General features: G+C 62.7%; 28 protein-coding genes and 1 tRNA gene. 9 read left to right on the plus strand and 20 right to left on the minus strand.

Annotation, left to right across the window (positions count from 1 at the left end):
• Positions 1–250 precede the first annotated feature (250 nt).
• The 7 genes from HGO38_RS14450 to HGO38_RS14480 form a co-directional block, all read right to left on the minus strand.
• A complete protein-coding gene (locus HGO38_RS14450; protein ID WP_250956604.1) occupies positions 251–463 on the minus strand; it encodes a CopG family antitoxin in 213 nt (70 codons plus the stop codon).
• 18 nt (positions 464–481) lie between these two features.
• Positions 482–1,444: a methyltetrahydrofolate cobalamin methyltransferase gene (locus HGO38_RS14455; protein ID WP_250956605.1), complete on the minus strand. Its 963-nt coding sequence runs from the start codon at positions 1,442–1,444 to the stop codon at positions 482–484.
• Between the two features lie 97 nt (positions 1,445–1,541).
• Positions 1,542–2,636, minus strand: a complete 1,095-nt coding sequence (locus HGO38_RS14460) for a methylenetetrahydrofolate reductase (RefSeq protein ID WP_250956606.1) — start codon at positions 2,634–2,636, stop codon at positions 1,542–1,544.
• A 2-nt stretch (positions 2,637–2,638) separates the two neighbouring features.
• Positions 2,639–3,208 carry a methylenetetrahydrofolate reductase C-terminal domain-containing protein gene (locus tag HGO38_RS14465; RefSeq protein WP_250956607.1) on the minus strand — a complete coding sequence of 190 codons (570 nt, stop codon included), beginning with the start codon at positions 3,206–3,208 and terminating at the stop codon, positions 2,639–2,641.
• Entirely contained in the window at positions 3,201–3,503 is a 303-nt protein-coding gene (locus tag HGO38_RS14470) for a virulence factor (RefSeq protein ID WP_250956608.1), read from the minus strand. The genes HGO38_RS14465 and HGO38_RS14470 overlap by 8 nt, the downstream gene beginning before the upstream one ends.
• Before the next feature lie 97 nt (positions 3,504–3,600).
• Entirely contained in the window at positions 3,601–4,344 is a 744-nt protein-coding gene (locus tag HGO38_RS14475) for a formyl transferase (protein ID WP_250956609.1), read from the minus strand.
• Positions 4,345–4,391: 47 nt separating this feature from the next.
• Positions 4,392–5,039, minus strand: coding sequence for an exopolysaccharide biosynthesis protein (locus HGO38_RS14480; RefSeq protein ID WP_250956610.1), 648 nt, complete (start codon positions 5,037–5,039; stop codon positions 4,392–4,394).
• Positions 5,040–5,249: 210 nt separating this feature from the next.
• On the opposite strand from HGO38_RS14480, the gene HGO38_RS14485 reads away from it, so the two are divergent.
• Positions 5,250–5,426 (plus strand): entericidin domain-containing protein, encoded by a 177-nt coding sequence (locus tag HGO38_RS14485; protein WP_250956611.1) that lies wholly within the window; start codon positions 5,250–5,252, stop codon positions 5,424–5,426.
• Between the two features lie 12 nt (positions 5,427–5,438).
• On the opposite strand, the gene HGO38_RS14490 is transcribed toward HGO38_RS14485, so the two are convergent.
• Entirely contained in the window at positions 5,439–6,041 is a 603-nt protein-coding gene (locus HGO38_RS14490) for a DUF1638 domain-containing protein (protein WP_250956612.1), read from the minus strand.
• Positions 6,042–6,088: 47 nt separating this feature from the next.
• On the opposite strand from HGO38_RS14490, the gene HGO38_RS14495 reads away from it, so the two are divergent.
• Positions 6,089–6,247 carry an entericidin domain-containing protein gene (locus HGO38_RS14495; RefSeq protein ID WP_250956613.1) on the plus strand — a complete coding sequence of 53 codons (159 nt, stop codon included), beginning with the start codon at positions 6,089–6,091 and terminating at the stop codon, positions 6,245–6,247.
• A 28-nt stretch (positions 6,248–6,275) separates the two neighbouring features.
• Complete coding sequence (locus HGO38_RS14500; RefSeq protein ID WP_250956614.1) at positions 6,276–6,434, plus strand: hypothetical protein; 159 nt, start codon at positions 6,276–6,278, stop codon at positions 6,432–6,434.
• Between the two features lie 15 nt (positions 6,435–6,449).
• On the opposite strand, the gene HGO38_RS14505 is transcribed toward HGO38_RS14500, so the two are convergent.
• On the minus strand, positions 6,450–7,151 hold the full coding sequence (locus HGO38_RS14505; protein ID WP_250956615.1) for a cobalamin B12-binding domain-containing protein: 702 nt from the start codon (positions 7,149–7,151) through the stop codon (positions 6,450–6,452).
• Between the two features lie 252 nt (positions 7,152–7,403).
• On the opposite strand from HGO38_RS14505, the gene HGO38_RS14510 reads away from it, so the two are divergent.
• Positions 7,404–8,972: a trimethylamine methyltransferase family protein gene (locus HGO38_RS14510; RefSeq protein WP_250956616.1), complete on the plus strand. Its 1,569-nt coding sequence runs from the start codon at positions 7,404–7,406 to the stop codon at positions 8,970–8,972.
• 101 nt (positions 8,973–9,073) lie between these two features.
• Positions 9,074–9,772 (plus strand): 4Fe-4S dicluster domain-containing protein, encoded by a 699-nt coding sequence (locus HGO38_RS14515; protein ID WP_250956617.1) that lies wholly within the window; start codon positions 9,074–9,076, stop codon positions 9,770–9,772.
• Between the two features lie 10 nt (positions 9,773–9,782).
• Here HGO38_RS14515 and HGO38_RS14520 read toward each other — a convergent pair whose 3' ends face one another.
• Entirely contained in the window at positions 9,783–10,493 is a 711-nt protein-coding gene (locus tag HGO38_RS14520; RefSeq protein ID WP_250956618.1) for an AAA family ATPase, read from the minus strand.
• A 43-nt stretch (positions 10,494–10,536) separates the two neighbouring features.
• On the opposite strand from HGO38_RS14520, the gene HGO38_RS14525 reads away from it, so the two are divergent.
• Positions 10,537–11,457 (plus strand): phosphodiester glycosidase family protein, encoded by a 921-nt coding sequence (locus HGO38_RS14525; RefSeq protein ID WP_250956619.1) that lies wholly within the window; start codon positions 10,537–10,539, stop codon positions 11,455–11,457.
• Positions 11,458–11,461: 4 nt separating this feature from the next.
• On the opposite strand, the gene HGO38_RS14530 is transcribed toward HGO38_RS14525, so the two are convergent.
• Entirely contained in the window at positions 11,462–11,815 is a 354-nt protein-coding gene (locus HGO38_RS14530) for a hypothetical protein (protein WP_250956620.1), read from the minus strand.
• A 267-nt stretch (positions 11,816–12,082) separates the two neighbouring features.
• On the opposite strand from HGO38_RS14530, the gene HGO38_RS14535 reads away from it, so the two are divergent.
• Positions 12,083–13,105, plus strand: coding sequence for a glycosyltransferase (locus tag HGO38_RS14535; protein ID WP_250956621.1), 1,023 nt, complete (start codon positions 12,083–12,085; stop codon positions 13,103–13,105).
• Between the two features lie 28 nt (positions 13,106–13,133).
• Here the strand turns inward: HGO38_RS14535 and bmt are convergent, their stop codons facing one another.
• The 5 genes from bmt to HGO38_RS14560 form a co-directional block, all read right to left on the minus strand.
• A complete protein-coding gene (gene bmt, locus HGO38_RS14540) occupies positions 13,134–14,153 on the minus strand; it encodes a betaine--homocysteine S-methyltransferase (protein WP_250956622.1) in 1,020 nt (339 codons plus the stop codon).
• Positions 14,154–14,279: 126 nt separating this feature from the next.
• A complete protein-coding gene (locus tag HGO38_RS14545) occupies positions 14,280–15,332 on the minus strand; it encodes a quaternary amine ABC transporter ATP-binding protein (RefSeq protein WP_250956623.1) in 1,053 nt (350 codons plus the stop codon).
• Complete coding sequence (locus HGO38_RS14550) at positions 15,325–16,239, minus strand: ABC transporter permease (RefSeq protein ID WP_250956624.1); 915 nt, start codon at positions 16,237–16,239, stop codon at positions 15,325–15,327. Before HGO38_RS14550 ends, HGO38_RS14545 begins: the two co-directional genes overlap by 8 nt.
• A 250-nt stretch (positions 16,240–16,489) precedes the next feature.
• The gene (locus HGO38_RS14555) at positions 16,490–17,488 is read right to left on the minus strand and encodes an ABC transporter substrate-binding protein (protein ID WP_250956625.1); all 999 of its coding nucleotides are present in this window, start codon (positions 17,486–17,488) and stop codon (positions 16,490–16,492) included.
• Between the two features lie 653 nt (positions 17,489–18,141).
• The gene (locus HGO38_RS14560) at positions 18,142–18,285 is read right to left on the minus strand and encodes a hypothetical protein (protein WP_250956626.1); all 144 of its coding nucleotides are present in this window, start codon (positions 18,283–18,285) and stop codon (positions 18,142–18,144) included.
• 245 nt (positions 18,286–18,530) lie between these two features.
• Here HGO38_RS14560 and HGO38_RS14565 point away from each other — a divergent pair, with 245 nt between their 5' ends.
• On the plus strand, positions 18,531–19,985 hold the full coding sequence (locus HGO38_RS14565) for a cobyric acid synthase (protein WP_250956627.1): 1,455 nt from the start codon (positions 18,531–18,533) through the stop codon (positions 19,983–19,985).
• Between the two features lie 238 nt (positions 19,986–20,223).
• On the opposite strand, the gene HGO38_RS14570 is transcribed toward HGO38_RS14565, so the two are convergent.
• From HGO38_RS14570 to HGO38_RS14585, 4 genes are all read right to left on the minus strand, one after another.
• Positions 20,224–20,940, minus strand: coding sequence for a phosphatase PAP2 family protein (locus HGO38_RS14570; protein ID WP_250956628.1), 717 nt, complete (start codon positions 20,938–20,940; stop codon positions 20,224–20,226).
• A gap of 291 nt (positions 20,941–21,231) precedes the next feature.
• Positions 21,232–21,480: a hypothetical protein gene (locus HGO38_RS14575; protein WP_250956629.1), complete on the minus strand. Its 249-nt coding sequence runs from the start codon at positions 21,478–21,480 to the stop codon at positions 21,232–21,234.
• Between the two features lie 68 nt (positions 21,481–21,548).
• Positions 21,549–21,638: transfer RNA gene (locus HGO38_RS14580), tRNA-Ser, on the minus strand.
• A gap of 184 nt (positions 21,639–21,822) precedes the next feature.
• Positions 21,823–22,068, minus strand: a complete 246-nt coding sequence (locus HGO38_RS14585; RefSeq protein WP_250956630.1) for a DUF982 domain-containing protein — start codon at positions 22,066–22,068, stop codon at positions 21,823–21,825.
• A 290-nt stretch (positions 22,069–22,358) separates the two neighbouring features.
• Between HGO38_RS14585 and HGO38_RS14590 the strand changes: the two genes are divergently transcribed.
• Entirely contained in the window at positions 22,359–23,408 is a 1,050-nt protein-coding gene (locus HGO38_RS14590; RefSeq protein WP_250956631.1) for a septal ring lytic transglycosylase RlpA family protein, read from the plus strand.
• The last annotated feature ends 3 nt before the right edge of the window (positions 23,409–23,411 follow it).

Here is a 23,411-nt window from a genome sequence, read left to right on the forward strand (position 1 = left end):
TTCACATGGCTTGGGGTTTCAGGCCCCGGTCGTGTCTTGCGGGTGTGCTTTGAACGCCGCGGCTGTGGAATTGCCCCTCACCCTAGCCCTCTCCCCGCAAGCGGGGAGAGGGGACTTTGCGGGCGCTGCGGCACTGCCGCTGCACCCCCCTCTGTCACTTCGTGACATCTCCCCCTCAAGGGGGGAGATCGTTTTCGGCTGGCCTTTCGCTTCGAGGCATTGGCCATGACCTTTGGGCAGAGCGCCCCGGCTAGTCGATCTCCCCCCTTGAGGGGGAGATGCCCGTCAGGGCAGAGGGGGTTGCTTCGGTATCAGATTCGCTGGGCCTGGATCGAGAGTGCGTAAACTCGAACTTCGCCGGCCGAAAGCCGCTAAGATCATAGTCCGACAAGTCGGCAGTTGCGACGAAGTGTTCGGCTTCTTCATCACTGGCGAAACTGGGCAGCGGTTTCAGTGTCGACATCCCATGTTCTCCTTGGAACTACTCCGTCGCAGCGCCCGCACCGGCCCTTGCCGCGCGGCCGCCGCGGCGGCCGGAGGAGGCGCCGGGGGCTGACGTGGAAGGGGCGGCACCCGGCTCGGCGGGCTTGTGGTCGCGATAGGTCATGATCCAGTTGCCGCAATTGGGATCGGTGCCGTTGAGCACATTGGCGGCGCGCACGGCCTCCATTTCCTGCGGGCGGCAGGGGTTCATGATGGCGGACGTCATGCCGGCGCCGATCACCATCGGGATGAAGCCGGCATTGATGCCGTGGCGGTGCGGCAGGCCGAAGGAGATGTTGGACAGGCCGCAGGTGGTGTTGACCTTCAGTTCGTTGCGCAGGCGGTAGAGCAGCTGAAATACCTGGCGGCCGGCATCACCCAGCGCGCCGATCGGCATGACCAGCGGATCGACGACGATGTCATGGGGCTTGATGCCATAGTCCATGGCGCGCTCGACGATCTTCTTGGCGACGGCGAAGCGCACGTCGGGATCCATGGAAATGCCGGTTTCGTCATTGGAGATGGCAACGACCGGCACGTCGTATTTCTTGCAGAGCGGCAGGATGGCCTCGAGCTTTTCCTCCTCGCCGGTGACGGAATTGACCAGCGGCCGGCCCTTGGCCACTTTCAGCGCGGCTTCGATGGCGGCGGTGACGGAACTGTCGATCGACAGCGGCACGTCGACCAGCCCCTGCACGATTTCCATGGTGCGGACCAGCAGGCCCGGCTCGGTCTCGTTGGGGTTGACCGAGGTGACGCCGGCATTGACGTCGAGCATGGTGGCGCCGGCGGCGACCTGTTCCAGGGCATCCTTGATGACCGTGTCGAAATTGCCCTCGATCATCTCGGCGGCGAGCTTCTTGCGGCCGGTCGGATTGATGCGCTCGCCGATCACGCAAAAGGGCTGATCGAAGCCGATGATGATTTCTCGGGTGGCGGATGCGACGATGGTACGGGTCATTTCAGTCCTCCGGTCGTGGCGCGTCTGGTGACGAGGTCTAGCGCGCCGGGATAGGCGTTAACAAGGGCGGCAGGGCCGGGATCGGCCCCTTGGCCGATCAATGGGGATTGCCGGCGGCAAGGCCGGCCAGCTGCTGCTGGTCCTGCTCGTCGCGGCCGCGGATGTCGTCCATGCGCTGGGCGACTTCGGCATCGCCGCGATTGGCCTCGCGCTTCCAGGGCTTGCGGCCCTTCAGCACGCCGGATTCATGGACGATCTCGGCGACATATTCTTCCTGCCGATAGGCCATGACATGCACGCCCGACACACCCTCGATCTCCTTCACCTCGTTGATGATGTCGATGCAGAGCTGCTTGCCTTCTTGTCTCTGGTCGGCAGCGCCTTCGAGGCGGGCGATGATATGGTCGGGGATATGGATGCCCGGCACGTTGGAGCGGATCCATTTCGCCGTCTTGGCGGAGGCGAGCGGGCCGACGCCGACCAGGATGAAGCATTTCTCGTGCAGGCCGAGATCGCGGACCTTGCTCATGTAGTCGCGGAACATCGGCACGTCGAAGCAATATTGGCTCTGGACGAATTGCGCGCCGGCCTCGATTTTCTTGGCCAGACGGTAGGGCCGGAAATCGTATGGCGGCGCGAAGGGATTGATCGCGGCGCCGAGAAACACCTGCGGCGGGGTGGTCAGCTTGCGGCCGGACAGGAATTTCGCCTCGTCGCGCATGGTGCGCACGGTTTCCAAGAGCGACATGCAGTCGAGGTCGAAGACCGGCTTGGCGCCCGGCTGGTCGCCGGCCTGAACGCCGTCGCCGGTCAGGCACATCATGTTGGCGACGCCCATGGCAGCGGCGCCCAGCACGTCGCCCTGGATGGCGATGCGGTTCTTGTCGCGGCAGGCGATCTGCATGATCGGCGCATAGCCCATGCGGGTCAGAAGGGCACAGATGCCGACCGAGGACATATGGCAATTGGCGCCGGAGGCATCGACCGCATTGATGCCGTCGACCCAGCCGTCAAAGACCTTTGCGCGCTCGTAGACATCGTGGGGGTCGGCGCTGTCGGGCGGGTTCAATTCGGCGGTGACGGCGAATTCGCCGCGGCGCAGCACGCGCTCCAGCCGGCCAAGCGAGGAATGGCCGGGCAGGGGATCGAGCGGCAGGTCGATGCCGAGCGGGTTTTCGTCGATCTGGGCCATGCTCAGGCGTCCTTCTTCGCGGTTTCGCGGGCGGCGGCAGCTTCGGCCGTGACCCGCAGCCAGGACGAGGTTTCGCGCAGCGACTGATTAACCGGCTTCTGCACCGTCATGATGGCGCTGCCCTTCTCCATCGACTGGGCGCCCTTCCAGGCCTGCACCCAGACGCAGGGCATATCCGGCTCGACTTCACAATTGCCATTGGCACGCACGCCGCCGCAGGGGCCGTTGCGCAGCTGTTTGGGACAGTTCATCGGGCAGGACATGCCGGTCGACGACAGCGCGCACTGGCCGCACATGCGACAGTCGAACAGCAGGCCTTTGACATTGCGCTCGACGAAGGTGATCGGCTTTTCGACGCGGGAATAGCCGATGAGTTTCCAGAGGGGATGCAGCAGCAGGAAGGTGTGGGCGAAGCGGTGATAGACCCATTCGAGGAAACGCGAATGGCGGACCGACCAGAGCCGGATGGTGTAGCTGCGACGGGCGCGGCGGTTGGGCGAGACGCCGGCCGGGGTATAGGCGCCGGTGGCGGCCTTTTTGGCCGGGGCGGCATTGCCCTTGAGGTCAGGCATCGGCGTGGCCTCCGGCGTGCACCAGCGCCACCAGCCGGGCCTTGTCATAGGCCGCCTCGATCTCGGCGACGGCTCTGTCGGCTTCGGCTTCCAGATCGTCGCCGACGGGGGTGGGATCGGCCTTGCGCCATTCGGCGAGATAATCGCCGGATTCGGCAGCACCGGTGCGCATCGCCGCCATGTCGATCGCCTCGGTGAAGCGCAGCGACAGCTCGCGCTTGGCGTTTTTGCGACCCTGCTTGATGATGACCTGGGCGGGTATGTCGCGCCAGTAGACGATGATCCGATCCGCCATTCCCTCAATCTCCCTTTGCATCACAATGCACGCGCTTCCGACCCTGGACTGCGCTTGCGACGACGTCGCAGATGCTGAAATACGACGCGGCGGAGATTTACCAGATTCGCCGGGTCAAACCGACAGAGATCCATGTCCAGAGGGCGGGCGGAAATCGTAAATGCGACGGGCCGGTCGGTGCTGTCGGCGCAAGGGTGCCGTTCACCGCGTCAGCGACGGCGCGCGCCACGATGTCGAGGGCGGCCGCGGTCAGCAGCATCGGATAGGTGGCGATGAAATCGCCTTTGGCGGGGGTCGTTCTGACCTCGTAGAGCGTGCCGCCGGTATCGGTGCCGGCGTCGACGAGATGCACGGTGGCGCCAAAGTTTTCGCGATCCCCCTCGACCAGCGACCAGTAGCCGCCCATCTGGCCGCGATAGGCCGGATTGATGCCGGCATGCAGGTTGAGGACCGGGCAGGGCATGGCGGAGAGGGCATGGCGGCTGAGCAGGCGGGTCGAGACCAGCAGGACGACGGCCGGATTGAGGTCGGCGATGTGCGCAAGGGTATTGGCATCGTTGATCGAGGCGACCTTGTGCACCGGGATCTGCGGATTGGGATTCGGGTCGAGACGGAAGGTCTTGCAAATCTCGTCGACGCGAGTCTGGGCGGCTTTGCGCAGCAGGCGGGCGGCGATCATGGTGGCGAGCTGGCCGGTGGCCTGCAGGACCCCGAGACGTTTGGCGCGGCGGCGCCAGATCTCCAGCTTCGATTCCGGGCTTTCCTCGATGACATGCAGGTCGGGATAGCGGGCGTGGAGCGCGTTGATGACGATGGTGGGGTTTTGACCACCGGCGGTCATAACCACGACCCTTCTGTTTTCCCCACTCGCCATATCGATCTGATCCTTCAGAACACCAGAGAGAACAGGGCGCCGGCCGTGCAGACGATGAAGCCGGCGATGGCGACCGAGAGCAGGCCGACCAGACAGCCGACGATGACGCCGGCGCCGTCGCGCTCGGAATGGGCAAAACCGATGATGGCCAACGCAAAAGCCGGCGGCCAATTGCCGAGCGGGATGGGCAGCACGATGATGACGGCGAGGAACAGGGCGTAGACGCCGAGCAACCGTTCGGAGAAGCGGGTTCCGAGGAACCAGAAGCGCGGCACGACCAGGGTTTCGGCGCGCTTGATCCAGGGACCGATGCGCTTGACGATCAGATCGAAGGTCTGCGGTTCGAAACCGTAGTCGCCGATGCGGCGCGGCAGGTAGACGCGGCCATGCGGCGAGGCGATCATCTGCCAGGCGACGAAGACCAGCGGCAGGCCGAGAATGAAGGTGGCGCCGGGCGGCAGCGGCACGAGGTTGGGAAGAGCGAAGACCAGAAGGAAGGCGCCGAAGGAGCGATCCTGCAGGGCGACCGCAATGTCGCGAATGGTGATCTTCGAATCGGATGTCCGCGACAGGCGGACGAGGAGATCGGACAAATGCTCGGGCGCTTGCGCCTCGTTGGATTTGTCGAAGGAACTGTCAAGCGTTGCCACCCTGTTGGTCATTTCTTGCCTTTTGGTTTCTTGTTGACCTGGGTTCATCCTGGCGGAGATCGATTAGAAAGGGCTTAAGCCCAAGGCTTCGGCAAGGCCCATTTTAGCAATAGCGTAAAGGGCCGATTAACGGGCGGAGCCAAGGCGCAGGTCTGCCTTGATTTCCGCCAAAACCGATGCGAGGAACGCTGCCGTTGATTTGTTCCATCGGGAGATTTTTGCATGATTGCCAGGACCATCGGCCTGTCTAAAGCCATTGTGGCGCTTGCCGTGATCGGCGTGTCGCTTCTGTCCCTGTCGGGCTGCGGCAATACGATCCGCGGCGTCGGTCGGGATGTCGGCGCTGTCGTCGATGCGACGCAGGACGCGGGGCACAGCGTGGCCAATTCGGTGAAGTGAGACGGCCAAGGACTAGAGGCCGGCCAGCTCGGTCTTGAGGTCGCCATAGCCGGTATAGCGGTATTCGTAGGCGAGCCCCAGAAAGGCGGCGGCCTGTTTGGCCTTGTCCTGCAGAACAGGATCTTCCTCCTGGGAGAGATAGACCAGTTTGCGGTAGTTCGAGAAATAGATGTCGCGCAGCTCGGGATGGCGGTCGAGACCGAGCGGCTCGACGACGAAGGCCTCGAACTGGCGGGCCAGGAAATCCGTGAGAAAGAAGGATGTGAAATCCTCGTCCCAGCGCGCTTCGAAATCGGCGTTTCCGGCAAAGAAGGAATAACAGTGCGGACCGGACAGCCGGGTGATGCCTTCCCGCTCGCAGATCGCGTCGATGGCGCCGCCCGTGCCGCAATCGGCATAGCCGATGAAAATGCGCTCCGCCCCGCCGGCCCTTGCCTCGGCAATGGCCTTTTCGAGACCCGGCGCAATCTTTTGCGGATGGGAATGCCAGATGGCGGGCAGGCATTGCAGCTCGACATGATCCATCCGGTTCACCCGGACGATGGCCATAATTTCGCGGGCGATGGCGCCGCACGCGATAATATGAACCTTTTGCCGAGTTGTGCGTTGTGCCATCGCAAGTCTTCAAACCAACCGATTGTCGATCAAGGGGTCATCCTATCATGTCTGCCAACAAAATTCCCGTCGCCGCTGTTCTCATTCTGGCCGTGCTGTCGCTGAGCGCCTGCGGCAACACGATTCGCGGCATGGGCCGGGATACCGCCAATACGGTCGACGCAACGCAGGCCGCCGGCCGCAACGTCAACCAGGCTGCCCAGTAATCAGGCTGTCTTAAGGGAGGGGTAGATCATGTCACTCTCTGTCACCGCCAAATTGAGCGCCGCCTATATCATGGCGGTGCTTTTGTCGGCAGCCGGTCATTCCGTATGGGAGATCGGCCGGTCGACGCAGGTGGCGTCCATGCAGCCGGCGGATCTGTCCGCCGGCTCCGGATTGATCGGGCGCTGACGCCCGGTTCTTGTCTCAGGCGCGACCGGCCAGCCGGTTGTGCTTGCGGTTGATGAAGTCTTTCGCCGTTTCGACGGCCACAGCCGCATCGCGGCAATAGGCGTCTGCACCGACCGCCTTGCCGAATTCCTCGTTGAGCGGTGCGCCGCCGACCAGCACGATATAGTCATCGCGCATGCCCTTTTCCTTCAGCGTATCGATGACCACCTTCATATAAGGCATGGTCGTGGTCAGCAGTGCCGACATGCCGAGAATGTCCGGCTTCTCGCGCTCGATGGCTTCCAGATAGTTTTCGACCGGGTTGTTGATGCCGAGATCGATCACGTCGAAACCGGCCCCCTCCATCATCATGCCGACCAGGTTCTTGCCGATATCGTGGATGTCGCCCTTGACGGTGCCGATCACCATCTTGCCCTGCTTCGGGGCGCCGGTGGCGGCCAGCAGCGGTCGCAGGATGGTCATGCCGGCCTTCATGGCATTGGCCGACAGCAGCACTTCCGGAACGAACAGGATGCCGTCGCGGAAATCGATGCCGACGATGCGCATGCCCTCGACCAGAGCCTGGGTCAGAACATCGTAAGGCGTCCAGCCGCGATCGAGCAGGATGCGCGTGCCCTGTTCGATTTCCTCTTTCATGCCGTCGTAGAGGTCGTCATGCATCTGCTGCACAAGTTCTTCGTCGGACAGATCTTCGAGAATGATTTCGTCGTCTGACATGATGATGCTTTCCGATTGGCTCGATCGCGATTCAGTGTCGCAGTCATCAGAGACTGCATGATCCGCAGTTAAACCTCAATATCGCTAAAAACTCTTTTCGATAGCGACGCCGCACCCTTGAAAAGCGACGGTAACGGACCAACGATGTCTGTTCCGTGCAAGTGGTTGGCGCTTTAAGGAAGGTTTGAGATCGGAATTCGAATAGCATAGATAAAGGACAGAGCGCGGAGAGCGCCAGAGCGAGGAACGACCATGGACGATATCACAGAGCAGTCAGGCGCCGCCGGCCGGCGGTCGCGTGGAGAGGGACGGGGAGCGGCCGCACGGCGCGCCTCGCGGACCGGCGGCGGAGCCGGGCCATCGCTGCCCTATATCCAGCGCAAGATCGGCGTCTACGAGGTCCTCGATGAGGAGGGGCTGCAGCTGATCGAGCGCAATGCCGATATCATCCTGGAAGAGATCGGCATCGAATTTCGCGACGATGCCGAGGCGCTCGAGTTGTGGAGAAACGCCGGCGCCGATGTGCGCGGCCAGCGGGTGCATTTTCCAAAGGGCCTGTGCCGGGAGCTTTTGAAGACGGCGCCGTCGGTTTTCACCTGGCATGCCCGCAACCCCGAGCGCAACGTGCAGATCGGCGGCAATGCCACGGTCTTCGCGCCGGTCTACGGTCCTCCCTTCGTGCGCGACCTGGAAGGCGTGCGCCGCTATGCGACGATCGAAGATTTCCGCAATTTCGTGAAGCTTGCCTATATGGCGCCGTCGATCCATTCGTCGGGCGGCACGGTCTGCGAGCCGGTCGATATCCCGGTCAACAAGCGCCATCTCGATATGATCTACAGCCATATCAAATATTCCGACAAGCCGTTCATGGGCTCGGTGACGGCGCCCGATCGGGCCGAAGACACGATCGCCATGGCCAAGCTGGTGTTCGGCGACGAGTTCGTCGAAAACAATTGCGTGACGCTCAACCTGATCAATGCCAATTCGCCGATGGTGTTCGACGAAACCATGGTGGGGGCGCTGAAGGTCTATGCGCGCCACAACCAAGCCAGCGTCGTGTCGCCGTTCATCCTGTCGGGCGCCATGAGCCCGGTGACGGTGGCCGGCACGCTGACGCAGATCCTGGCCGAAGTGCTGGCCGGCGCCGCTTTCACGCAGCTGATCCGCAAGGGTTCGCCGGTGCTGTTCGGCACGTTTGCCGCCTCGATCTCGATGCAGTCGGGGGCGCCGACCTTCGGCACGCCGGAACCGTCGCTGGTCTCCTATGGTGCAGCACAGCTCGCCCGTCGTCTGGGCCTGCCGTTTCGTACCGGCGGTTCGCTGTGCGGCTCCAAGGTGCCGGACGCCCAGGCCGCCCATGAAAGCGCTAATACGCTCAACACCACACTGCTCGCCGGGACGAATTTCGTGCTGCATGCCGCCGGCTGGCTCGAAGGCGGGCTGGTCTCGTCCTATGAAAAATTCATGATCGACCAGGACCAGCTCGGCATGATGCAGAAAATGGCGATGGGCGTCGACCTGTCGGAAGACGGCCAGGCAATGGACGCGATCCGCGAAGTCGGCCCCGGCAGCCATTATCTCGGCTGTGCCCATACCCAGGCGAATTTCCAGACGGCCTTCTACCGGTCGGCGCTGATGGATAACAATTCCTTCGAACAGTGGGAAATCGAGGGCGAGAAGCGCATCGAGGACCGCGCCAATGCGCTGTGCCGCTCGTGGCTCGACACATACGAAGCACCGCCGCTCGATCCTGATATCGACGAGGCGCTGCTCGCCTATATCAAGGGCCGCAAGGATTCGATGCCCGACGCTTTCACTTGAAAGCATCCCGACACCGCCAGGGAGCAAGGCGGCGCGCGACAGGTGGCCGATATGATTCAAACGTCGGTCTGGCGTCCGCACTATAAATACGAGGGGCCGCGATGAGCGGCCCTTTTCTCATGCTGCAAGAGGTGGCACAGTCCTTGGAGCCGCACGGCCTCTCGCCGCGCGGTGTGGTGAATTTCGAGCCGGGGCAGGGCGGCCCTCTCCTGGCCGATGGCAAGCCTGCACTGACCATCGTGCTGATCGGCCATGCCGGCGGATCGCTGTGGGAGCCGTTCCGCCGCTGGCGTGAGCTGCAGCCGGACGGCGGCGGCGCGGATCCGCTCGATCGCTGGTCGGTGGAAACAATCGCACCGCTGGCCAAGCATTATGACGCGACCGCCTATTTTCCCTCCGACCAGCCTTACCAGCCGTTCCAGCAATGGGCGATGCGGGCCGAGGGCCTGAAGGCCTCGCCGCTCGGCATTCTCATTCATCCGGTCTACGGGCTGTGGCACGGCTATCGCGGTGCACTGGGATTTGCCGAGAGGCTTGATGGGGGATCGGCGCATCGGCAGGGGCCACACCCCTGCGCGACCTGTGTTGGAAAGCCGTGCCTTACGCACTGTCCGGTCGACGCCATCACGTCCGAGCGTTTCGACGTGGTTTCCTGCCGGGCGCATCTGGCAGGCGATGCCGGCCGGGCCGGATGTATGATGACAGGCTGTCTGGCGAGAAGCGCCTGTCCCGTCGGGGCGGCCTACCGGTATCCGGCAGGCCAGCTCCGTTTTCACATGCAGGCGCTGAAGGCCCTGTAACGGCAGTGTCTCAGGCGGCCTTGGCCATGACCGGCTTGCGGGCGGCCGGGCGGGCAGCCTTCTGCGGCAGGAGGGCGATCAGTTCGTCGGCGAGCTGGGCGGCGTTATCGAGCGCCTTGCCGAGATTGCTGACCTCTTCCGGATTGAGGGCCTGCAGCGCGCCGCCCTTGTCGAAGATGTCGCGATAGGCAGCGCGCTCGGCGATCGGGGTCTGCAGCGTCGGGATGGCGCGGCTGGCCAGGAAATCCTTGGCGGCCTGCAGGGCGCGGGTGGTGACGGCGGCGTTGACGCGGGTCAGCACCACGGAATGGGCCACCTGAATGCCGCAACGGGCGTCCAGTTCGTTGAGCAGTTCCAGCACATCGGCACCGCCGGCGGCGTCCATGGCGCAGCCCTGAACCGGGATCAGCACGTGATCGGCCAGGCCGACAGCTTTCGCCAGAAGCGCATCGTGGCTGCTCGGCAGGTCGATCAGGATATAGCCGCCGCGCTTCTTCGCCTTGGCGGTCATGTCCTCGATCGTCTCTTCCGTCACGCCAGAGGAAACGGAAATCAGCTTGCCGGCACCGGCGATCGCATGCCAGCGGGAGATCCAGCCGCGCGGGTCTGCGTCGAGAATGGTGACGCGGTTGCCGCGCCGGGCGAGTTCGCAAGCGAGAATGAGGGTCGCCGTGGTTTTTCCGGCGCCGCCTTTGGTATTGGCCAATGTAATGACGGGCATATCAGTTCCTCTGGAAATCAGTGATCGAGCCTGTTGATCGCTCTTGGAAACGGGCAGCGCCGAAATCATGCTGCGTGGGAATGATCTTTGGCAATTATGGTTAACGAAACGTAAAAGGCGGATAGAATTAATTAACATCTGTCGCCCTAACCCCTTAATCTGCAGGGGCAAACGGGCCTGCCCATGGACCAAAGACGAAGAGAAAATACGGCGTATGGTCTTGTTTTGGTTTTACTTTCTTCTGGTCGGCGTGGCGTGCGGTGCAACAGGCGCGGTTGCAGCGCAATCGTGCCGCGACGTGGATTTTCGCGACGCGCATTACACGGTCTGCCAATTCGACCCGGCGCATGACACGATGCGGATCTACGACCGCGGGCCGGATGGGCAGCCGTTCGGTGGATTCGATTCGCTGTCGCGGCAAATCTGGGCCGAACGCCATACGCTGGTCTTTGCCAGCAATGGCGGCATGTATCACGACGATCTGTCGCCGGTCGGGCTGTTCGTCGAGCACGGCATCGAGCGCCAGCCGATCAGCACGTCAGGCGGCTGGGGCAATTTCCACCTGCTGCCAAACGGCGTGTTTTTCCTGAAAGACGGACGGGCCGGCGTGCTGGAGACGCAGGCCTATCTGAAGGCCAAGGTGGCGCCGGATTTCGCCACGCAATCCGGGCCGATGCTGGTGATCGACGGTAAAGTGCATCCGCGCTTCCTGCCGGACAGCGACAGCCTGAAGCGGCGCAACGCGGTTGGTGTGGATGCTGAGGGCCAGGTGTTTTTCGCCATTTCACAGGATGCGGTGCGGTTTTATGATTTTGCCCTGCTGTTTCGCGACGCACTGCACTGCGCCAATGCGCTTTATCTCGACGGCACGATTTCGAGCGTGATGATTGCCGAGCGCAATCGGCGCGACAATGCCTTCCGGCTCGGGCCGATGATTGCGGTGATCGGCAACCGGCCGGATTGAAACCTCAGGTCGGCGATTTCGGAAAGGCGCGCTCGAGCCCGCCGGAGCGCGTCAGCCCGTCGCGGAAGGCCATATAGGCCGGGTGCTGGCTGGAGCGGGCGGCCTCCATCAGGCGGATCTGCAGGCGGGCAGGGGCATGGTTGCCGAGCCATTCGCCGCAGCGTCCGAGTTTCAACGAATTGAGGAACCGCGACGCCGAGGCCGCGTCGAGATAGGCCGCCAGCCCTTCGAGCAGGCGCTCGTCCTGCAGCGGATTTTCCAGGATCAACGCCAGATAGGACTGGTCGGCCTCCTGCAGCCCGGCCAGCTTGTCGGCCACGGTCTGGGGGTCGGGAAAGGATGTCGATGGACTTGTCATGGGGGGCCTCCCGTCGCGTTGCAGGCAAACTTCCGTTCTGTCATTAGAGCGGGACGGGGAAGGGTGTAAACGGTTTTTGCGGACTATCCCGTCCGATCGACGGGAATCGTGCCGATGGACACGGGCGCCGCACAGTGCGCTGCAGCAGCGCTATGGTTGACAGAGGGACGATCAATCCAGAGGTTTACGCCATGGGGTGGCGATTCGCGGGCTTCCCCGACCTAGAAAGGTGGTTGCCGGTGTGTCCGTCGCCGCCTGGAGCCAGAAATGCCTGACCTGTCCATCTGCATGCCGAGCCATCGGAACCTCGAAAATTCCCGCCGCTCGATCGAAAGCGCGGTTGCCTATTGCGAGGCGCGCGATGCCATGCTGATCGTGTCGGACAATTCGGGCGATGCCGAGAAACAGGTCGTCCTGAAAGACCTGTCGCCGCGCCTGGTGCTGATCGATTCAGGCGAAGCCAGTGCGATCGAGAATATGGAACGGGCACTCGATGCGGTGCGGACCACCTTCGTGATGCCGATGGGCGACGACGACGAGATCCGCTTCGATGCGAACCTGCCGGCCTTCGACCTGGCGTCGCTCGGCTATGACTATATCGGCGTCACGCCGGTCAGCGTGCCGTTCACGCCGCGGCACGGCGACATGCCGGCCAAGGGCTTTGGGCTGGAATCGAGCGACCCGGGCGAACGCATGGCCGCCTACATGGCCAAGGCGCAAGGCAATAACAGCGTTTATTACAGCATATACCGGCGCGATGTGTTCGTGTCGCTGACGCATGCCTTCACGCAACACCATCCGACCAAGGGCGGCTATTGCGACTGGGCGCTCAGCCAGGCGCTGGTTTCCTACGGCAAGATGGCGCATGATCCCGGCACGACCTTCCGCTACAACATGGACAAATGGGATTCGGCCGAAAAGATCGGCGAGATGTACCAGGCGCTCTATACCGGCGTCGGCCTGCCGGCCGGTTCGGAAAAGTTCGAAAACCTGTTGATGTATCTCGACGTGTTCATCCTGGCGACGCGTCCCGGCACCCCCCTGCCGCAGGACCAGCGCCAGGCGCTGGGACTGTCGATCAACAGCCGGTTGCTCGGCCCTTTCATCAAAAAGGTCGCCGCCAATCCGAACAGTTTCGACGGGACGATCCGTCATCTCGCGACCATGGTGATCGAGGAACGGGACAGTTTTGGCCGGTTCCAGATCGCACTGATGATGGCCGACAGTGTGCAGCCCGGTCTGAAAGACCGCTATGTCGACTTTCTGAAAGCAGTGATGTCGCCGGCCTGATCAGGCCGGCGGTTTTTCCCAGTCGCGATCAGCCGCGGCGGCGCGGACGCTTCTCGCGGTTCGATTCGGCCGGAGCATCGCTGGCCGCCTTGTTGCGCAGCGGTCCGATGCGGTCGACGATCGTCTCGATGGTCGGGCGCGGTCCGGGCGTATAATCGTCGAGGGCGGCGCGCATGGCGGCGAGATGGCCACAGGACGTGCCGCAGCAGCCACCGATGATCTTTGCGCCGGCATCGCGGGCCAGCCGCGCATAATCGGCCATCAGCGGCGGCGTGCCGGAATAATGGATCTCGGCGCCGCGGAATTCCGGAATGCCGCAATTGCCCTTGACGATGACGGTCGCCGTCGGATCGGCAGAGGTCATGTCGAGCAGGCTGGAGAGAATGTCGGAGGCGCCGACGCCGCAATTGGCGCCCACCGCCAGCGGTCCGCTACCGATATCCTTGGCAACCGCATGGATATCCTTCGGATCGAGGCCCATCATGGTCTTGCCGGCCGTGTCGAAGGAGCCGGTATAGACATAGGGCAGGCCGACCTTGGTGGCGGCTTCGGCGGCGGCGCGGATTTCGTCGACGGCCGACATGGTCTCGATCCAGGCGACATCGACGCCGCCGGCTTTCAGACCCTCCATCTGCTCGACAAAGGCCGAGACGGCATCCTCATAGGACATGGCACCCAGCGGGATCAGCAATTCGCCGGTCGGGCCGACAGAGCCGCCGACAATGACCTTGCGCGGCGCCTTGTCGGCCACCGAACGGGCGATCTCGGCGGCCTTGCGGTTCATCTCGAAGACCCGGTCAGCGGCATTGTGCAGCTTCAGGCGATGGCGGGTGCCGCCGAAGGAATTGGTCAGGATGATATCGGCGCCGGCATCGACGAAATCCTGATGCAGCTTGACGATGCGGTCCGGATGGTTCTCGTTCCACATTTCCGGAGCCTCGCCGGCCTCCAGTCCCATGGCAAACAGATTGGTGCCGGTGGCGCCATCGGCGAGCAGAACACCTTTCTCAGCCAGGAGTGTCGAAAGCGGATTGGAAGCGACGGGCATGGCGATATCCTTTGAAGACCGTGTCCCCAATGATATAAAGACTTCTTTATATGTCTGCAATGCGGTCCACCGAGAAATCGAACAGGGCGCACCGATCCGGTGCGCCCTGGCGATTGCAAGCGGCTGCTATTCGGCGGCCATCGGCGCGTCGAGATGGCTGGTCGGCGTCACCATGGCGGAAATGATGGCGGAAAGATCGACCGAGCCGATCGGGACGCCCTTGTCGTCAACGACATGGGCCAGCGACTGGCCGGCATCCGTCATCGTCTTGGCGGCCGATTCCAGGACGGTCTCGGCGGGCAGGGGAAGGCCGCTCGGCGCCGCGGTCAACGGCTGCATGATGGTCTTCACCTGGACGACCCGGCCGCGGTTCACTTCCTTGACGAAGGCCGAGATATAGTCGTCGGCCGGCGTCAGGACGATTTCCTGGCCGGTGCCCTGCTGCACGACTTTGCCGTCGCGCAGGATGGCGATCTTGTCGCCGAGCCGCAGGGCTTCGTCGAGATCGTGGGTGATGAAGACGACGGTCTTCTTCAACTCCTTCTGCAGATCCAGAAGCACCGACTGCATGTCGACCCGGATCAGCGGATCGAGCGCCGAATAGGCTTCGTCCATCAGCAGGATGTCGGCATCGTTGGTGAGCGCCCGGGCCAGGCCGACGCGCTGCTGCATGCCGCCCGAGAGCTGGTTGGGATAGTGGTTTTCGAAGCCGGACAGGCCGACGCGCTCGATCCAGTATTGGCCCTTCTTCAAGCTCTCGTCGCGGCTGATGCCCTGGATGTCGAGGCCGTAGACGGTGTTCTCGATCACGGTGCGATGGGGCAGCAGCGCGAATTTCTGGAACACCATGGCGGTCTTGTGCCGACGGAATTCGCGCAACTCGCCCTGGTCCATCTTGCAGACATCGACGCCGTCATAGAGCACTTCGCCGGCGGTCGGCTCGATCAGCCGGTTGATATGGCGGATCAGAGTGGATTTGCCCGATCCCGACAGGCCCATGACGACGGTGATGCCGCCGGCCGGCATGGAGATGGAAATATCCTTCAAACCGAGGACGTGGCCGTGCTTCTCGTTCAGTTCCGCTTTCGACAGTCCCTTCTTGACCGCCTCGATATAGCTTTGGCCGGACGGGCCGAAGATCTTGTAGAGTTCGCGGATTTCAATGCCGTGACTAGCCATGGACGACCTCCGAATGCTTCTGAAGCCGCTTGCCATAGGCCTGGCTGGTGCGGTCGAAGATGATGGCGATGGCGACCAGGGCAAAGCCGTTCAGGAAGCCTATGGTGAAATACTGGTTGGTGATGGCCTGCAGCACGTTCTTGCCGAGACCGCCGACGCCGATCATCGAGGCCACGACCACCATGGCGAGCGACATCATGATGGTCTGGTTGATGCCGGCCATGATGGTCGGCAGGGCGAGCGGGATCTGTACGTTCATCAGTTTCTGCTGGTTAGAAGACCCGAAGGCGTCGGCCGCTTCGAGAACTTCCTTGTCGACCAGCCGGATGCCGAGATTGGTCAGCCTAATCATCGGCGGCACGGCATAGATCACCACGGCGATCAGGCCCGGAACCTTGCCGATGCCGAAGATCATCACGACGGGGATCAGGTAGACGAAGCTCGGCATGGTCTGCATGACGTCGAGGACCGGGTTGACGACGGCCTGGACCCGGTCGGAGCGCGCCATGACGATGCCGATCGGAATGCCGATCACGATCGAGATCAGCGTACAGACCGTGACGATGGCCAGCGTGATCATGGTGTCTTCCCAAAGGCCGACGAGGCCGATGAGCAGCATGGAGAGCGTCGTGCCGATGGCGATCCTTGGGTTGCGGCTCGTCAGGTAGACGACGGCGACAAGGGCTGCCAGAAAGACGATCCACGGCGCATCGACGAAGAGGTCCTGCAGCCAGTTCAGAAACCATTGCAGCGGCTGCAACAGGTTGTCCAGAAAATCGCCATAGGCGCGCACGAAGGCCTTGAAATTGGTGTCGACGGTTACCTTGAACACGCGCATGTAACTGTCGTCGATCTTGGGGAAATCGCAGAGGATTTCCGGAATGTAATTGCAGATGCCAGAAGCCATCGTTGTTCCCCTTTTTGACCCGTTCCTTCGGCTGCCGGGTCCGTATGGCTGTCCAGACCTTCTTGTGCCGCCTTGCAGTGCCGCCTTTGAAAAAAGCAACGCCTGCACAGCCCCTTTAGGGGATTTGTCCGTGGGTATGATTTTCTGTCTGCGACCTCGATGGGACGCGACTGCACTCGCTTAGCCCTTGCCCCAGCAAGGATAGAGGGAAGACGGGCCGTCGGGCCCGTCTTCCGATGCCTGGCAACGATCAGAGATCGGCCTTGACCTTTTCTGCGACATCCGGAGCCACCCAGGTGGTCCACAGGTCAGGATAGGTTTCGAGGAAATGCTTGGCGGCATCCTCGTTGGTGCCCTGGTTTTCATCCATCCAGGCGAGAACCTTGCCGACCGTCTGGTTGTCCCATTTGCGGACTTTCACGTAATCCATGGCGACGCCGGCCTTTTCGGCGAAATTCTTGGTCACCACCGAGTAGACGTCGGAGACCGGGTAGGAGTTGACCTTGGGATCGGGGCAATCGGCAACGGCTGTGCAGGAATCCCAGTTGGCCTTGTCGTGCTCGACGCCGAAGCTCAGCTTGACCATCTCGTATTTGCCGAGAATGGCGGTCGGCGCCCAATAGTAGCCGATCCAGCCGGTCTTCTTTTCAAAGGCATTGGCAATCGAGCCATCGAGGCCGGCTGCCGAGCCGGTGTCGATCAGTTCGAAGCCCTTGTCCTTGGCGCCGAGCGCCTTGTAGAGGTTGGCGGTGGAGATCTGGCAGTTCCAGCCCGACGGGCAATTGTGCACGGCAGCCTTGGACGGATCTTCCGGCGCCGGGAAGAGTTCGGGATGGGTCAGGGCATCCTGGACCGTCTTGATATCAGGATGGGCATCGGCGAGGAATTTCGGGATCCACCAGCCTTCGACGCCGCCGTCGCTCAAGAGCGGGGCAAGCTGGATGAGACGGCCTTCGCCGATGGCCGCGTCAAGCGGGACACGCACCGAGTTGACCCACAATTCCGGAGCCAGATCCGGCTCTCCCTTTTCGTTCATAGAGGCAAAGGTCGGCATGGTGTCGCCGGTGACCATGGTCACCTTGCAACCATAGCCGCTTTCCAGGATGATCTTGTCGACATAGGCCGCGACGCCGGCCGAGGCCCAGTTCATTTCAGCGATGGAGACGTCGCCACAGTCGGCGGCCTGCACGGAGCCCGCCAGCGCGAAAACGCCGGTTGCGAAGAGGGTGGAAGCGAGGAGCTTCTTCATGATGATAAGACCTCCCAGTCTTAATCTGCAGCATACAAAGGACGGGATATGCCTGGCACTGCTCTTCCGGGCATTCCAATGGCGAGGGTCGAAAGTCCGATCCGCCGCCGATCCAAGGTCGGCAAACGGGAAATACGGGCCGGCTGAAATCCGTCTCTTTGAGCGCTGCGTAACCCTGTCGCAGCCCTGTCGCGTTTTGTGCCAGCATTCGCAGCCTAAGGGTTCCGGAGAAGAAATCAACCGCCTCCTGGCCAAGTCGAACTCCGGCGACCGGGTGCAAGCCTTTGTAACGTCTCGACTTCAAGCATCATTCCGGGCAAATGACCGTGTCGTGGGCTATTGAGTGCCTGTTAATGTCGCAGCACGAGCGGGCGGAACGAAAGGCGTTGAAATGTCACGCCCGAGTTGAGACTCTTGGTGTCGCGAACACGCCAATTGCGGGCGTTGAAATTTTTTTGTCAAAAGACCGATTATTTTTGCATTTTTCCGCAGCAGGGGCGGGATGGCATGCAGATCCGGGGGCTGGAGACCCGAAAAGGCCCGGCAGGCCAGGGCCCGTTCTCGTCACGCACAGGCCTTAAGCCAGCGTGGTGCGGCGCCCCGGCATCTGAAACGCCGGGCGCCATGACATGCCTGCGAGGGCGACGGAAGGCTCAGCCAGCGCTCCAGGTGCGGATGAAGCGGGTATTGGCGAGGCGCGGGAAGAGCTGCTCGGTGCGGCTTTCGCGGACATTTTTCGGGGTCTTGGAATCCCAGGCGATCTGCAGGCTATTGTTCTGGCTGAAAATATAGAGCATTGGGTGTTTCCTTGGTGCCGGCTCTTTGACGCGCCGATCGGTTGATTTCGACGTGGTGATAGTCCTGTTTTCGCCCTTTCGCCATGGCGGAAGTCGTCATCGGATGTCGCAATTTGACAATGCGACAAAGCGCCCGGCGGAACGGTCCGGCGATGTCGCAAAAACGCCGCGCCGAAGACTTGAAACACGGCAAAAACACGGCAAAACAGTGGTTTTGCTGAGAGCGCCTTGAAGGAGATCGCGACATGACAAAAACCGTCATGCTTCAGGGCACCGGCTCGGATGTCGGAAAGACGATACTGGTGGCCGGGCTCTGCCGGCTGGCCGCCAATCGCGGCCTGACGGTGCGGCCGTTCAAGCCGCAGAACATGTCGAACAATGCGGCCGTGGCCGATGACGGCGGCGAAATCGGCCGGGCGCAATGGCTTCAGGCCATGGCGGCGCGCGTTGCCTCCAGCGTGCACATGAACCCGGTGCTCTTGAAGCCGCAGAGCGAGACCGGCAGCCAGATCATCCTGCAAGGCAGAGTCTGGGGCCAGGCGGCCGGGCGCGACTACCAGCGGCTGAAGCCGCAGCTGCTGGAGGCGGTTCTCGACAGTTTCGAGGAGGTCAAGCGCGGCGCCGACCTGGTGATCGTCGAGGGCGCCGGATCGCCGGCCGAAATCAACCTGAGGGCCGGCGATATCGCCAATATGGGATTTGCGACGCGGGCCGGCGTGCCGGTGGTGCTGGTCGGCGATATCGACCGCGGCGGGGTGATCGCCTCGCTGGTCGGCACCCATGCCGTGCTGTCGGAGCCGGACCGGCAGATGATCTGCGGCTATATCATCAACAAGTTCCGCGGCGATGTCTCGCTGTTTTCAGACGGCATCACGGCGGTCGGCGCCCATACCGGCTGGCCCTGTTTCGGCGTCGTGCCATGGCTGACATCGGCCGCACGGCTGCCGGCGGAAGATTCCGTGGCGCTGGAGCGGCTGGTGCGGTCCGCGGCGGGGGCCGTCAAGATTGCCGTGCCGGTTCTGTCGCGGATCGCCAATTTCGACGATTTCGATCCGCTGGCGACTGAACCCTCGGTGGAGCTGGTGTTCGTGCGGCCGGGCGAACCCTTGCCGGCCGATGCGGCGCTGATCATCCTGCCGGGGTCGAAATCGACGATCGGCGATCTCGAGGACTTTCGGCGCCATGGCTGGGACCGGGATCTGAGCCAGCACAGGCGGAGCGGCGGCCGGGTGATCGGCATCTGCGGCGGCTACCAGATGCTCGGCCGGGTCGTCGACGATCCGCTCGGGCTGGAGGGCGCCGCGCGTTCGGTCGAGGGGCTGGGCCTGCTCGACATCGAGACAACCATGGCGCCGGAAAAGACGGTGCGCAACAGCCAGGCGCAGTCGCTCGAATACGGTGTGGCGCTGTCGGGCTACGAGATCCATCTGGGCGTCACGCGTGGGGCCGATTGCCTGCGCCCGGCGATCCGCATCGACGGGCGGGCCGACGGCGCTGTGTCGGCCGATGGGCGGGTGATGGGCACCTATCTGCACGGGCTGTTTGCCAATGATGCGTATCGGGCAGCATTGCTGAAACAGTTCGGCGTGGAGCAGGCCGGCGAAAACTATCGCGATGGGGTCGATGCGGCGCTCGACGGGGTGGCCGCCGAGCTCGAGGCGGTGCTGGACAAGACCTGGCTTGACGGACTGATGGGGTAGGGGAGCGGCGGCGGGCTCAGGCCCTGCCAACCTGCATGCGCCCCTATAGGCAGGGCAATCGTATATGAAAACAGTCCCCTCCCAAACCCTCCCCACAAGGGGGAGGGCCTAACCCAGCCGCACCCTCTATGGATAAAAGCAAGCGGGTTCGTCCAGGTTTTCTCCCCCCTTGTGGGGGAGATGGCCGGCAGGCCAGAGAGGGTCGTTTCTAATAGGCAATTGTCCTCCCCTACAGGCGTCAGGCTTCCGGCTCGCCGTCGCCCGGCGTTCGGCGGCCGAACAGGGTTTCGGCGACTAGCCAGAAGGTCAGCGCCCAGGCGGCGCCCGCCACCCAGCCGGCCAGCACGTCGGTCGGCCAATGGACGCCGAGATAGATGCGGCTGAGGCCGATCAGCAGCGTCAGGATCACGCCGACCGAAAAGACGAAGATGCGCAGCCGCCAGCTCGCCTGGGCGCGGGCCACCAGCGCGCCAAGCGTCAGATAGGCGACCGCCGACATCATGGCATGGCCGCTGGGAAAACTCAGCGTCTGCACCTCGACCAGATGCGGCACCACATCGGGACGGGCCCGTTCAAACACATATTTCAGCAGCGACGAGGCGATCGCTCCGAGCGCGATGGCAATCGCCACCAGCGCGCCCGAGCGGTATTTGCCGGCGGCAATGAGATAGGCCGTGGTCAGAACGGTCATCAGGGTGATGACGGTGAAGCCGCCGAGGCCGGTGATGTCGCGAAACGCCTGCTCCAGCCAAGCAGGTCCGATCGGCAGACTGAGATCGTCGGCTGAGCGCAGGGAGAGCAGGATCACCCGGTCGAAGGCGTGGCTTTCCTGTTCCAGCACGTCTTCCGCCACCGCGACGAACAGGAAGACCAGGCCGGCCAGGGCGATCAGGGCGATCAGGATTCGCGGCTCGATCCGGCGGGCCAGGCTTTGCAGGGGTACTCTATAGGGCATCGAACCTCTTCAAGGATTTTGTCGTCTCGCGCCCATATAAGGCGGACGGCCATGGCTTTCCAGCCGGGCCGCAGCCTATCGCGGCAAAACCCATCCGGTCGATCAGGAGCGACAAAGAGCGGCCACGTTGTTTCGCGGCAGCAGGAGAGACGTCAATCAACCTGCCCGACCCCGTCCTATAGATGACGGCAGCCGCGCCCAGAGGGCTTGTGTCAGATTTTGTGGCGAAGGGAAACAGCCGATCGCAGCTGCCGCCGCCGTTTTCCAAGGCGCTGCCGGTTTATCCAGCGATCAGCGCCTAGATCGGACACGCAGGGCTTCGATCAGCCGGTGAACCTTTTCGGTGCCATAGACGATATCTTCGCGCGGCAGATGCACGGTGATCTCGATATCGTTCCAGCGCCCGCCGTTTTCGCGGGCATAGATCACCGCGGCGCGCAGCGAGCGGACCTGCACCGCCGGTGTGTCGGGGGTCCAGAACTGCACCGAGCAATCGGCTTCGGCAAAATCGGTGAAAGCCTTGTTCGGATCCAGAGCCATCTCGGCCTCCTTTTGGCGATTGCGCCCGCCGGCATGGATGAGACCATAGCGGTCTGGACCAGATTGTTTGGCGGAAGAGGTGGGATTCGAACCCACGGTACGGTCTCCCGCACGCCGGTTTTCAAGACCGGTTCCTTAAACCACTCGGACACTCTTCCGTATCGTCGATCCCGGGTCTTTTTTGAGCGGCGCAGGGCAAAACGTGCCGGGGCCGCGGTAGACACCGCATATCGTGGTTTGCTGGCTTTATAGCCTTTGGGATTGCAGCGTCAACCTGTTCTGCGTTGCCGTGAAGCGCATAGATGCATGTTGGCGAACCGGGAGACGGCGAGGCGTGAAAAATCAGGCGCTGACCAGGATATTGGCTTCGACGGCGGCGTCGATGAAGGCCTTGCGGGCGTCTTCGGGTTTCTGCTTGCCGGCATCCACCGCAGCGCAGACGGTAAGGGCACGGTCGAGGGCCGTGCCGTCTTCCATCGGCCAGTCCTCGATCAGCGCCCAGGCGGCGCCTTGCGTGGTGTCGATCTTGGTGTCGCTCGGCGTCTCGCCGATCAGGACGGTGACGGGCTTGGACCAGGGTGTGTTCATGGGTTGCTTCCAGTGTTCGGATTTCCTGCTGCATATACCGTTTCGGCTGGTCTGGCGAGGCCGGGCCGGGCGGCGAGCGGTCGGTTCCCGGCAGCCGGTTCGCCTCGCACAAGATTAACCCTTTAGTAACCATACAAGCGCTTGGATGGATTACATCTTGCGCATATTCGCAATTTCGCCATTTTGTGGGCTTGTTATGAATGGGTCACATGCTTCACGCCGGGGGACAGGATTTTGAAGCTTGAATTCCATATTTCATTGCACGCCCAAGTCGGATTTTGTTGACAGCCATGCGTAAGCCGACCCTGAAAGCGTGCCGTGCATCGCTCACTGTGACCGTCAGACTGGCGGTCGTCGCCGTGATCGGCGTGAGTGCGGCAGCCTGCTCGTCGACCACCCAGACCAGCAAATCGGGCAGCCGATCCAAGGAATATTTCGCCGAATCCGAATATGGGGTGAAGGCAAGCCCGCGGGTCACGACCTCCGGTCCGGTGCCGAAGGGCGGCGGGCGCGCCATGGTCGGAAAACCCTACCAGGTGCGCGGCAAGACCTATGTGCCGAAGCTCAATCCCGCCTATGACAAGACCGGCTATGCCTCCTGGTATGGGTCGGCCTTCCACGGCCGCCGCACCGCCAATGGCGAGGTCTACGACCAGTATCATCTGTCGGCCGCCCATCCGACCATGCCGCTACCGAGCTATGCGCGGGTGACCAATGCCGATACCGGCGCGTCGGTGATCGTGCGGGTCAACGATCGCGGCCCGTTCCATTCCGACCGCATCATCGATGTCTCCGACAAAACCGCCGAAATGCTCGACATGAAGAACCACGGCACCGCCAAGGTGCGGGTGCAATATGTCGGGCCGGCCGATATGAGCGGTCATGACATGCCGTTCCTGATGGCCTCCTATGTCGCCAAGGGCAGCCGCTTCCCGCAGACCCTGCCAGAGGGCCAGATCGCCAGCGGCGTGATGGTGGCCTCGGCAGGACCCGTGGCCATGCCGGCGCAGACGTTTGAAGCGCAGACCGCCGCATTGCCCGGCGTTGCATCGTCCGGCCTGTCCAGCACATCCATGGCGCTGCAGGCGACGCCGGCACAGAGCGCCGCTTTCGACGCCATCACGCAATTCGTCGTTCTGCCGGAATTCGGTCCGATGCTGATCGAACGGCCGATCGAGGGACCGGGCGGCAGATCCGGCGGACCGAGCTATGCTTCCGCCTATCTCGATCCGGCCTCCGTTTCGGCCGACGGCCTTGCCTTCGACGCCATTCTGGTGCGCAATGATACCTTGAATACGGCTGCGATTCTCCAGTCAGCCAAGCGCCGCGCCGCCGACTGACGT

This window comes from Rhizobium sp. CG5 (assembly GCF_023701945.1).
Lineage (GTDB): Bacteria > Pseudomonadota > Alphaproteobacteria > Rhizobiales > Rhizobiaceae > Allorhizobium.

Coding starts and splice junctions, on each gene's coding strand:
- HGO38_RS14450 (WP_250956604.1), bottom strand. CDS start 463: ATGTCGACACTGAAACCGCTGCCCAGTTTCGCCAGTGATGAAGAAGCC.
- HGO38_RS14455 (WP_250956605.1), bottom strand. CDS start 1,444: ATGACCCGTACCATCGTCGCATCCGCCACCCGAGAAATCATCATCGGC.
- HGO38_RS14460 (WP_250956606.1), bottom strand. CDS start 2,636: ATGGCCCAGATCGACGAAAACCCGCTCGGCATCGACCTGCCGCTCGAT.
- HGO38_RS14465 (WP_250956607.1), bottom strand. CDS start 3,208: ATGCCTGACCTCAAGGGCAATGCCGCCCCGGCCAAAAAGGCCGCCACC.
- HGO38_RS14470 (WP_250956608.1), bottom strand. CDS start 3,503: ATGGCGGATCGGATCATCGTCTACTGGCGCGACATACCCGCCCAGGTC.
- HGO38_RS14475 (WP_250956609.1), bottom strand. CDS start 4,344: ATGACCGCCGGTGGTCAAAACCCCACCATCGTCATCAACGCGCTCCAC.
- HGO38_RS14480 (WP_250956610.1), bottom strand. CDS start 5,039: ATGACCAACAGGGTGGCAACGCTTGACAGTTCCTTCGACAAATCCAAC.
- HGO38_RS14485 (WP_250956611.1), top strand. CDS start 5,250: ATGATTGCCAGGACCATCGGCCTGTCTAAAGCCATTGTGGCGCTTGCC.
- HGO38_RS14490 (WP_250956612.1), bottom strand. CDS start 6,041: ATGGCACAACGCACAACTCGGCAAAAGGTTCATATTATCGCGTGCGGC.
- HGO38_RS14495 (WP_250956613.1), top strand. CDS start 6,089: ATGTCTGCCAACAAAATTCCCGTCGCCGCTGTTCTCATTCTGGCCGTG.
- HGO38_RS14500 (WP_250956614.1), top strand. CDS start 6,276: ATGTCACTCTCTGTCACCGCCAAATTGAGCGCCGCCTATATCATGGCG.
- HGO38_RS14505 (WP_250956615.1), bottom strand. CDS start 7,151: ATGTCAGACGACGAAATCATTCTCGAAGATCTGTCCGACGAAGAACTT.
- HGO38_RS14510 (WP_250956616.1), top strand. CDS start 7,404: ATGGACGATATCACAGAGCAGTCAGGCGCCGCCGGCCGGCGGTCGCGT.
- HGO38_RS14515 (WP_250956617.1), top strand. CDS start 9,074: ATGAGCGGCCCTTTTCTCATGCTGCAAGAGGTGGCACAGTCCTTGGAG.
- HGO38_RS14520 (WP_250956618.1), bottom strand. CDS start 10,493: ATGCCCGTCATTACATTGGCCAATACCAAAGGCGGCGCCGGAAAAACC.
- HGO38_RS14530 (WP_250956620.1), bottom strand. CDS start 11,815: ATGACAAGTCCATCGACATCCTTTCCCGACCCCCAGACCGTGGCCGAC.
- HGO38_RS14535 (WP_250956621.1), top strand. CDS start 12,083: ATGCCTGACCTGTCCATCTGCATGCCGAGCCATCGGAACCTCGAAAAT.
- bmt (WP_250956622.1), bottom strand. CDS start 14,153: ATGCCCGTCGCTTCCAATCCGCTTTCGACACTCCTGGCTGAGAAAGGT.
- HGO38_RS14545 (WP_250956623.1), bottom strand. CDS start 15,332: ATGGCTAGTCACGGCATTGAAATCCGCGAACTCTACAAGATCTTCGGC.
- HGO38_RS14550 (WP_250956624.1), bottom strand. CDS start 16,239: ATGGCTTCTGGCATCTGCAATTACATTCCGGAAATCCTCTGCGATTTC.
- HGO38_RS14555 (WP_250956625.1), bottom strand. CDS start 17,488: ATGAAGAAGCTCCTCGCTTCCACCCTCTTCGCAACCGGCGTTTTCGCG.
- HGO38_RS14560 (WP_250956626.1), bottom strand. CDS start 18,285: ATGCTCTATATTTTCAGCCAGAACAATAGCCTGCAGATCGCCTGGGAT.
- HGO38_RS14565 (WP_250956627.1), top strand. CDS start 18,531: ATGACAAAAACCGTCATGCTTCAGGGCACCGGCTCGGATGTCGGAAAG.
- HGO38_RS14570 (WP_250956628.1), bottom strand. CDS start 20,940: ATGCCCTATAGAGTACCCCTGCAAAGCCTGGCCCGCCGGATCGAGCCG.
- HGO38_RS14575 (WP_250956629.1), bottom strand. CDS start 21,480: ATGGCTCTGGATCCGAACAAGGCTTTCACCGATTTTGCCGAAGCCGAT.
- HGO38_RS14585 (WP_250956630.1), bottom strand. CDS start 22,068: ATGAACACACCCTGGTCCAAGCCCGTCACCGTCCTGATCGGCGAGACG.
- HGO38_RS14590 (WP_250956631.1), top strand. CDS start 22,359: ATGCGTAAGCCGACCCTGAAAGCGTGCCGTGCATCGCTCACTGTGACC.